Here is a 7,931-nt window from a genome sequence, read left to right as displayed (position 1 = left end):
TCCCGCCCCGGTGGGTGCCGCCCCGGCCCCCAGCGGGGACGTCGGCACCCTCGTCGACGCCGCCCCGACCAGCGACGGCCTCCCCGACCTGTTCAGCATCCCCGGAATGCTCCTGGTCGGCGCCTTCGCCGCAGCGGCTGCCGCCGGCAGCTGGTTCCGTCGGCTCGGAGCCGCAGCCCTCGGTGGCGGCGGTTCCTGCCCCCATGGCCTCGACAGCGGCCTCCCCGACCTCCGAAAGGCATGACCATGACCAGCATGTCCAGCAGCTCCTCGCTGCCCCGCGTCGGCGAGTCCGGCTCGCGCTCGGGGATCGCGCCCCTGAAGGACAACCACTACGCCCTGCTCCAGGTCCTCCTGTTCTGGGCCGGCGCGATCATGCTCCCGCTCGGACTGGTGGTGATCATCCTCGGCTGGTACGGCGCGGCGAACACGCCGTACCAGTACGACCAGCTCTCCTACCTGGTGTCCGGAGGGCTGCTCGGCCTGGGCCTGACCTTCATCGGCGGGTTCCTCTACTTCGGCGCCTGGCTCGCCCGGATCGCCGCCGACGGACGCGAGTCGTCCAAGCGGCTCGCGGACACGCTCCTCGTGCTGGCCGACATCACCAGCCGTGCCGCCACCACCGACGACCACGGCGTCGACGTCGGAGCCATCCCCGTCACCGCCGGGGAAGGCACCACCATGCACCGCCGCGACTGCTCGCTGATCGCGCATCGGGACGACCTGAAGCCAGTCGGGGAGAACAACGCGCATCTCACGCTCTGTCGCGTCTGTCGCCCCGGCGTCCGGAGCTAGTGCTGTGACGACGGTGCTGAGCGCCAAGGGGACCCGACTCAACCGCCGCGGCCTCCAGACCAGGCAGCAGCTCCTCAAGCAGGCGTTGTCCTGCCTCGCGGAGGGCGGACCGGAGTCGGTGAGCGCGAACGCCGTGGTCAGGCGGGCAGGCGCCACCTGGGGCACGATCCAGCACCAGTTCGGTGACGTCGACGGGCTCTGGGCCGCGGTGCTGGAGTACGTCGCAGAGCATCGCGGCCCGGTCTTCGACGAGCTTCCGTCGCAGACCGATCTCGGCGAGCGGGTCGTGGCGGTGGTCGAGATGCTCTGGTCGGCCCTGGACATGCCCGGGTCGGTGGCGATCTACAACCTCCGTGCGGCCCTGCCGCGTCAACGCGAGCAGCTCGAGTCGTCGTTCCCCGACACGGCGCGGGCCATCGCCCGCTGGGACGCGGAGTGGACCGAGATCTGCGAGCGGTCCTTCCGCGGCCTCCCTGTCGACCACGACAAGCTGATGCGGGTGCGCCTGATGCTCCCGGGCGCGATCCGCGGAATCTACAACGAGCGTCACCTCAGCCCCTATATCGATGCCGAGGAGGCGCGTCGCGGGCTGACCGAGGCGATCACCGCCTACCTGCGCAGCTGACCGTCCAGCCTAGGATGGCCGGCATGGCCGACCCCGCCGATGGCGCGACCTCCCATGCCGTGCACACCACGAGTGCAGCCTTCCTCGCCCGCCACGGGACGACCGAGTGGAGTGCGTCCGGCAAGCACACGTCGTCGACGGACCTGCCGCTGCTGCCGGAGGGCGAGAAGGACGCCGTCGCCCTGGGGGAGCGGCTCGCCGGGATCTCCTTCGCCGAGGTGCTCCGGAGCCCGATGGCCCGCGCTCGTCGTACCGCCGAACTGGCGGGGTTCCCCGACGCCGAGGTCTGCGACGACCTGGTCGAGTGGGGGTACGGCGAGTACGAGGGCCGCACCACCGTGGAGATCCGCAGAGACGTGCCCGGCTGGTCGGTGTGGACACACGGCTGCCCCGGCGGGGAGACCGCCGACCAGGTGGCGGCCCGCTGCGACCGCGTGATCGAGCGGATCCGTGCGGCGTCGGGGCCGGTGCTCCTGTTCGCGCACGGCCAGTCGCTGCGGGTGCTCGCCGCGCGATGGCTCGGTCTCTCGGCCGCCGAGGGTCGGCTGTTCAGGCTGGACACGGCCACCCTGTCCGAGCTCGGGTACGAGCGGGAGACGCCGGTCCTGCTCCGCTGGAACGGCTGATCCCCAAAGTCGAGCCGGCCGTTCGCATCCCGCGGCGGACAGGCTTGTCCGTGGCGGTGCTTGACGTCCGGGCCGTCTCGCAGCAACGTGGCGGCCATGTCCTCGGAACCGTCGGACACGCCGGACCGCTCGGAGCTGCGTGTCGGCTGCCCACGATGCCCCGCGCCGATCGCGGAGATCGGTGACGGGCGCTGGTCCTGTCCCGAGCACGGAGCGGTGGTGCCGCTGTGGCACCCGGTCGCGGCGTCCTACGACGACTTCGCCGGCCACCTCCGACGGACCGGCCCGTTCCCGACCTACCTACCCTGGCCGCTGGGACCTGGTTGGGCCGTGACCGACTTCGCCGCGGTCGCCCCCAAGGGGAGTACCGCCCGGGCGACCATGACGTGCGTCTCCGGCACCAGTCAGCTCGACGGTCCGGTCGACGTGCTGGTGGTCAGCGAGGAGGCCGGCACCGGCCTGGGCGCGCGCGTGGCGGGCCTGACCGGGGAGCACGGGGCCGAGCGGATCGACCCCGGCCAGGAGGTCGGCGACGGTCCGCCCACGGTCCGGGTGCGCGTGGGGAACCACCCGGTCGGCCTGTGGCCGGTGTCGGTCAGCTCGTCGGCGGGGGAGTGGGACCGCTCCGTGGTGGCCGGGGAGGCGGAGGGCCGCTGGCTGTGGCTGGTCCTGCGGCCCGCGTCCGCCGTACTTCTGCTGCGCGACGACTGGATCCTGCGCGATGTCTCCGAGACCGGGCCGCAGCTGGTCGCGCTGCCCTTCGGTGGGCCCCGCCCGCCGTGGTGATCGGCTGCGAGACGACCGTCGAGGTGACCGGTACGACACCATCGTCGGGTCGTTGTCCGACAATCGCGGCCACTAGCCTTCTCAGGTGCAGATCGATCTCCACACCCACTCCAGCGTCAGCGACGGCAGTGCGCCGCCGACCGACCTGGTTCGGGCGGCCGCAGCCGCCGGCCTCGACGTCGTCGCACTGACCGACCATGACACCACCGCGGGCTGGGACGAGGCGGCCGCAGCGGCCTCCGAGGTCGGCGTCGGCCTGGTCCGCGGGATCGAGGTCAGCACTCGCTACCGCGGCTCGGGGGTCCACCTGTTGGCCTACCTGCCCGACCCGTCAAACCGGGGGCTCCAGGACGAGCTCGCCAGGATCGTCGTCGGTCGGGAGAACCGGCTGCCGGCCATGATGGGCCGGCTCCGCGAGCTCGGGATCCCGGCCACGGACGAGGCGCTGGCCGAGGTGAGCGGCGGCAACGAGGTGACCGGGCGGCCGCACGTCGCCGACATGCTGGTCCGGCTCGGCGTCGTCCGCGACCGCGACGAGGCCTTCGTGCGGTTCCTCGCCCAGGGCGGACCGGCGTACGTCGACAGGTACGCCCCCGAGCTCGAGGACATGCTGCGGCTGGTGACCGCGGCGCGCGGCGTGTCCGTCGTTGCCCACCCGTGGGGCCGCGGCTCGCAGGACGTCCTGGACGACGGCGCCTTCGCGGCGCTCACCATGGCAGGGCTGGACGGCGTGGAGGTCGACCACCTGGACCACGATCCAGCGCAGCGGGCCCGGCTGCGGGAGATCGCCGAGGCTCTGGACCTGATCGTGACCGGGTCGAGCGACCACCACGGAACCGGGAAGGCGGGGCACGCCCTGGGCTGCGAGACGACCACGCCGGAGCAGCTCGAGCGGATCCTCAGTCGCGCCGCTGCGCTGGGGTCGCCCACCGGCCTGGTGGGGGCCGCCTGATGCTCGAGTACGTCCTCCTCGTCGAGGTCTTCGTGACGCTCTTCGTGATCATGGATCCCGTCGGCACGGTGCCGATCTTCCTTTCCCTGACGGCCGGCCGGAGCTCGGGCACCGCCCGCCGTGCGGCGTGGCAGGCGGTCGCGGTGTCGTTCCTGGTGATCACGCTGTTCGCGTTCTTCGGGCAGCAGATCCTCAGCTACCTCCACATCTCGCTGCCGGCCCTGCAGTGCGCGGGCGGCCTCCTGCTGCTCCTCGTCGCGCTCGAGCTGCTGACGGGCAAGGAGGAGCAGATGGTCGCCAGCGCCGACGCCAACGTCGCTCTGGTGCCTCTGGGCACGCCGCTGCTCGCCGGCCCGGGCGCGATCGTCGCGACCATGCTGTTCGTCCAGGACATCGACGGCTGGGGTAGCGGCCTCTCCGTCGCCCTCGGGGTGATCGGGGTCCACGTCACCCTGTGGCTCGCGATGCGCTTCTCGCTGCCCATCCTGCGCCTGATCCGCGAGGGCGGTGTCCTGCTCGTCACCCGGATCGCCGGCCTGCTGCTGTCCGCGATCGCGGTCCAGTTGATCGCCGACGCCGTCCGGGCCTTCATCGCCGGCGAAGGCTAAGCCGCACACGAAGGGGCGCACTCTGCGGCGCGAGGGGGCGCACTCTGCGGCGCGAGGGGTCGCACTCTGCGGTGCGAAGGGGCGCACTCTGCGCCGCGAGGGGGCGCACTCTGCGCCGCATACTGTGACCCTTCGCGGCGCAAACCCTGCCGGTTCGTGCTACTTGCGGCCCAGCGACTGCAGCCGGTGGAGCGCGCGGCGCGGCACCAGCCGGGACGTGGTGACGATCACCCGGTAGCGCTTGGACGGGATCGAGAGGGCCCGTCCTCTGTCGAAGTCCGCCAGGGCATCGCGGACCAGCCGGTCGGGCTCGAGCCAGAGGAACCTGGGCGCCGAGGAGTCGCGATCCACGCCCAGCCGCTGGTGGAACTCCGTCTTCACGAACCCGGGGCACAGCGCCATCACGGTCACCCCGCGGTCGGCGTACTCCTGGTGCGCCCACTCGCTGAAGGAGTTCACCCAGGCCTTCGCGGCGCTGTAGGTGCCGCGAGGGAAGAACGCCGCGACGCTGGAGACGTTGATGACGCCGCCGCGACCACGCTCAACCATGCCGCCGAGCGCGGCGTGGGTCAGCCGCAGGACAGCGCGGACCAGCACGTCCTGCTGGGCCTGCTCGACCTCGATCGGGTTGTCGAGGAACCCGTGCCGGAGCCCGAAGCCGGCGTTGTTGACCAGCAGGTCGACCGGGCGGGACCGGTCCGCCACGCGCTCCTCGACCAGCGTGAGCTGGGCGGGGTCGGTGAGGTCAGCGGTGAGCACCTCGACCTCCACCGAGTACGACGCCTGCAGCTCCTTGGCGGTCGCGTCGAGCCGTGCGGTGTCGCGGGCGACCAGGACCAGGTCGTTCCCGCGGGCGGCGAGCTGGCGGGCGAACTCGAGACCGATCCCGGCGGTGGCGCCGGTGACCAGTGCGCGGCGGGATGTCGAGGACATGCCGCCAGTCAATCAGGCCTTCCGTCGTCTGCGCGACGTTGTCCGGCATGATGGGCACCGATGAACAGCGAGAAGGCCTCCCAGACCATCCTGGCGGTCGCCAACCAGAAGGGCGGCGTGGCCAAGACGACCAGCGTCGCCTCGGTCGGCGCGGCGCTCGCCGAGCGGGGCCAGTCGGTGCTGCTCGTCGACCTCGATCCCCAAGCCTGTCTCACCTTCTCCCTCGGCATCGACCCGGAGGATCTCGAGCTCTCGGTGCACCACGTGCTCACCAAGGGCACCGACGTCAGCGAGGTGATCATCCAGACCGACGACGGCGTCGACCTGCTGCCTGCGACGATCGAGCTGGCGCGCGCGGAGGCCGACCTGCTGACGCGCACCGGTCGCGAGCACGTCCTTCGCGGAGTGATGGAGGACCTCAAGGAGTCCGGCACCCACTACGACTGGGTGCTACTCGACTGCCCGCCCTCGCTGGGCGTGCTCACCGTCGCCGCCCTGACCGCGGCCGGCGGCGTCCTGATCCCGCTCCAGTGCGAGACTCTCTCCCACCGTGGCGTCGGCCAGCTGCTGGACACGGTGCATGACGTCCGCCGGTTCACCAACCGCGACCTGGAGGTCTGGGGCGTGCTCCCGACGCTCTACGACGGCCGGACCAACCACGCCCGCGCGGTGCTGGACACGATCTCGGAGACCTACGACCTGGAGGTCGTGGAGCCGCCGATCCCCAAGACGATCAAGTTCGCCGAGGCGCCGGCCGCCGGCCGGTCCATCCTCGCGACGAGCAAGAGCAGCAAGGGTGCGCAGGCCTACCGCGAGGTCGCCGGCAACCTGATCGCACGGGCGGCCCGCTGAGTCGTGAAGCACGCACGTGAGGTCGCAGGGCGCCACCGGGCAGAGGTCCGCCCGCGCTACGGGCGGATCACCGTCCTTGGCACGTCTGTCGCGGTCACTCTGATCGCGGTCGCCGGTGGCTTCGGGATGCTGCCCAGCGGAGGCGAGAGGACAGTCGCGGCGACCTCCCTCACCAGCGCCGATCGTGCGACGGACGACACAACGAGCCCGGGGACCCAGGCGCCGGAGGACGTCTCGGCGGCGAAGGTGGAGCTGGAGGCGGGCAGCCCCGCGACCGAGGAGCCGGCCGCGGACTCCGCCCGGTCCGCCACCCCGCTGACCAGCCAGAAGCGCGCCGAGCCCGCCGACCCGGTCGGTACCGCCCTCCCGGCGAGCTCGGGAACCGGCCGCCGGATCGTGTTCAGCGAGATCCGCCAGCGGGTCTGGCTGGTCGACTCCGCGAACGACGTGCTCCGGACCTATCTCGCGTCGGGCAGCGTGTACGACAACCTGGATCCCGGCACCTACGAGGTGTTCTCCCGCAGTCGCTGGGCCACCGGCGTCGACGACTCCGGGACGATGGAGTACTTCGTCCGGTTCACCCACGGCGACGCGGGCGCGGCGATCGGGTTCCACACGATCCCGGTCGACGACGGCGAGCCGGTGCAGACCCTGCGAGAGCTCGGCACGCCGCTCTCGCACGGCTGCATCCGCCAGAAGCGCTCCGATGCGATCGCGCTGTGGGACTTCGCGCCCATCGGCACCACCGTGGTCGTCACCACCTGACCGCCCGCGCTCGACGAAGTTGGTTGGCATGGAGCCGGAGAGCGCATGGTTCGAGCCCGAGCGACCCAGTGGCTGGGGCGTGCTCGTGCTGGCCGGGTCGAGCGGCCGGGTCGACCAGCAGCGGGGTCGACTGCTCGCCTCGACCGGTGCCCATGCCCTCGCGCTGCGGTGGTTAGGCGGGCCCGGTCAGCAGCCAGGCCCGTTCGAGGTGCCGCTCGAGACGTTCAAGAACGCCCTGGACCGCTTGGCCGAGCGCTGCGATCGCCTGGCGTTGGTCGGCACGTCCTTCGGCGCAGAAGCAGCGCTCCTGACGGCGGCCGACGATGATCGGGTGGGCGCCTGTGTGGCCTTCGCGCCGACGTCGGTCGTCTGGGCCGGCATCGACGGCGCCCGACAGACCTCGCACTGGACGCGCGAAGGACGACCACTGCCCTTCGTCCCCTACGTGGAGGACTGGCTCCCCGCCGAGGACCCGCCCGCCTACCGCTCGCTCTACGAACGGAGCCTGGTCGCCGATCCCGCCACGACGGCCCGAGCGACGATCGAGGTCGAGCGGATCCGCGGCCGGCTGGTGCTCGTGGCGGGCGGCGACGACCAGGTCTGGCCCAGCGTCCGGTTCGCTGAGGACATCGTCCACCGGCGCCGGCAGTTCGGGATGGACACCACCCTGGTCACCCATCCCGAAGCCGGTCACCGCGCCGTCCTGCCCGGGGAGCGACGGATCGGGGCCGGTCAGCGCATGCAGCGCGGAGGGACGGCAGCCGCGGACGCAGCGCTCGGCGAGATGTCGTGGCGGCTCATCCGCGAAGCGATGGCCTGAAAACGAGCTCGACCCCCAGATGGCGAGATCTGGGGGCCGAGGGCTCTGGTAGGACTCAGGCGTCCTGGGTCTTCGCAGCGCCGTCTGTGGTGGTGCCACCCTGCGCGGACTGACCGTCCCCGGCCGCGCGGCCCGCGCCGCCGGAGCGGCGGCGACGACGGCGGTTGCG

11 protein-coding genes are annotated in these 7,931 nt (G+C 72.1%); 10 read left to right on the top strand and 1 reads right to left on the bottom strand.

What is annotated here, in order from left to right; all coding sequences use genetic code 11:
* The 7 genes from E7Z54_RS22840 to E7Z54_RS01890 all read left to right on the top strand — a co-directional run.
* Nucleotides 1-244: hypothetical protein (locus E7Z54_RS22840; RefSeq protein ID WP_168798118.1), on the top strand; the 244-nt coding region annotated here is incomplete at its 5' end.
* Between the two features lie 11 nt (nucleotides 245-255).
* Nucleotides 256-795, top strand: coding sequence for a hypothetical protein (locus tag E7Z54_RS01915; RefSeq protein ID WP_136431231.1), 540 nt, complete (start codon nucleotides 256-258; stop codon nucleotides 793-795).
* A 4-nt stretch (nucleotides 796-799) separates the two neighbouring features.
* Complete coding sequence (locus E7Z54_RS01910) at nucleotides 800-1,420, top strand: TetR/AcrR family transcriptional regulator (protein ID WP_206055956.1); 621 nt, start codon at nucleotides 800-802, stop codon at nucleotides 1,418-1,420.
* A 23-nt stretch (nucleotides 1,421-1,443) separates the two neighbouring features.
* Nucleotides 1,444-2,046 carry a histidine phosphatase family protein gene (locus tag E7Z54_RS01905; RefSeq protein ID WP_136431229.1) on the top strand — a complete coding sequence of 201 codons (603 nt, stop codon included), beginning with the start codon at nucleotides 1,444-1,446 and terminating at the stop codon, nucleotides 2,044-2,046.
* A 96-nt stretch (nucleotides 2,047-2,142) separates the two neighbouring features.
* Nucleotides 2,143-2,832 carry a DUF6758 family protein gene (locus E7Z54_RS01900; RefSeq protein WP_168798117.1) on the top strand — a complete coding sequence of 230 codons (690 nt, stop codon included), beginning with the start codon at nucleotides 2,143-2,145 and terminating at the stop codon, nucleotides 2,830-2,832.
* An 85-nt stretch (nucleotides 2,833-2,917) separates the two neighbouring features.
* Nucleotides 2,918-3,784 (top strand): PHP domain-containing protein, encoded by an 867-nt coding sequence (locus tag E7Z54_RS01895; protein WP_136431227.1) that lies wholly within the window; start codon nucleotides 2,918-2,920, stop codon nucleotides 3,782-3,784.
* A complete protein-coding gene (locus tag E7Z54_RS01890) occupies nucleotides 3,784-4,392 on the top strand; it encodes a MarC family protein (RefSeq protein ID WP_136431225.1) in 609 nt (202 codons plus the stop codon). Before E7Z54_RS01895 ends, E7Z54_RS01890 begins: the two co-directional genes overlap by 1 nt.
* Before the next feature lie 159 nt (nucleotides 4,393-4,551).
* Here E7Z54_RS01890 and E7Z54_RS01885 read toward each other — a convergent pair whose 3' ends face one another.
* Nucleotides 4,552-5,325 (bottom strand): SDR family NAD(P)-dependent oxidoreductase, encoded by a 774-nt coding sequence (locus E7Z54_RS01885; RefSeq protein WP_136431223.1) that lies wholly within the window; start codon nucleotides 5,323-5,325, stop codon nucleotides 4,552-4,554.
* A 60-nt stretch (nucleotides 5,326-5,385) separates the two neighbouring features.
* Here E7Z54_RS01885 and E7Z54_RS01880 point away from each other — a divergent pair, with 60 nt between their 5' ends.
* Genes E7Z54_RS01880 through E7Z54_RS01870 form a run of 3 tightly spaced genes read left to right on the top strand, consistent with a single transcriptional unit; the run spans nucleotide 5,386 to nucleotide 7,762 of the window.
* A complete protein-coding gene (locus E7Z54_RS01880) occupies nucleotides 5,386-6,177 on the top strand; it encodes a ParA family protein (RefSeq protein WP_136431221.1) in 792 nt (263 codons plus the stop codon).
* 3 nt (nucleotides 6,178-6,180) lie between these two features.
* The gene (locus tag E7Z54_RS01875; protein ID WP_136431219.1) at nucleotides 6,181-6,942 is read left to right on the top strand and encodes a L,D-transpeptidase; all 762 of its coding nucleotides are present in this window, start codon (nucleotides 6,181-6,183) and stop codon (nucleotides 6,940-6,942) included.
* Between the two features lie 28 nt (nucleotides 6,943-6,970).
* Complete coding sequence (locus E7Z54_RS01870) at nucleotides 6,971-7,762, top strand: alpha/beta fold hydrolase (RefSeq protein WP_168798116.1); 792 nt, start codon at nucleotides 6,971-6,973, stop codon at nucleotides 7,760-7,762.
* Nucleotides 7,763-7,931 lie beyond the last annotated feature (169 nt).

It is taken from the genome of Nocardioides sp. (assembly GCF_004803405.1).
GTDB classification, from domain to species: Bacteria; Actinomycetota; Actinomycetes; order Propionibacteriales; family Nocardioidaceae; genus Nocardioides; species Nocardioides vastitatis.
This window is presented reverse-complemented; position numbering and strand designations above follow the sequence as displayed.